The following is a 216-nucleotide window of genomic DNA, read 5'->3' as shown; positions in this document are numbered from 1 at the left end:
AGAACACCGTTGCCTATCAACATTAGTAGTGTAAACAACGCAAAGTTGGAAGCTTGACTCTGGAAAAATGCAGGAACACCTTGCTCACTAACGGTAGAATATTGGAAAACAATACTAAAAACCAGATAGAAGGCTACAGCCCCAAGAGTGCTTTTAAACAGCCAACTTAAGAAGCCCTGCTCTCGCTTTCTTTGCCAAATTTCAAACACTTTGTCG

General features: G+C 41.2%; 1 protein-coding gene. It reads right to left on the bottom strand.

The window, feature by feature from the left end; genetic code table 11:
- A partial coding sequence (locus tag AB4585_RS23420) for a hypothetical protein (protein WP_372171173.1) occupies positions 1 to 216 on the bottom strand: 216 nt, incomplete at both ends.

The sequence above is a fragment of the Vibrio sp. 10N.222.49.C9 genome, assembly GCF_041474985.1.
Classification (GTDB): Bacteria; Pseudomonadota; Gammaproteobacteria; order Enterobacterales; family Vibrionaceae; genus Vibrio; species Vibrio crassostreae_C.
Note: the sequence above shows the minus strand (reverse complement) of the source record. Positions and strands in the feature narration are given on the sequence as shown.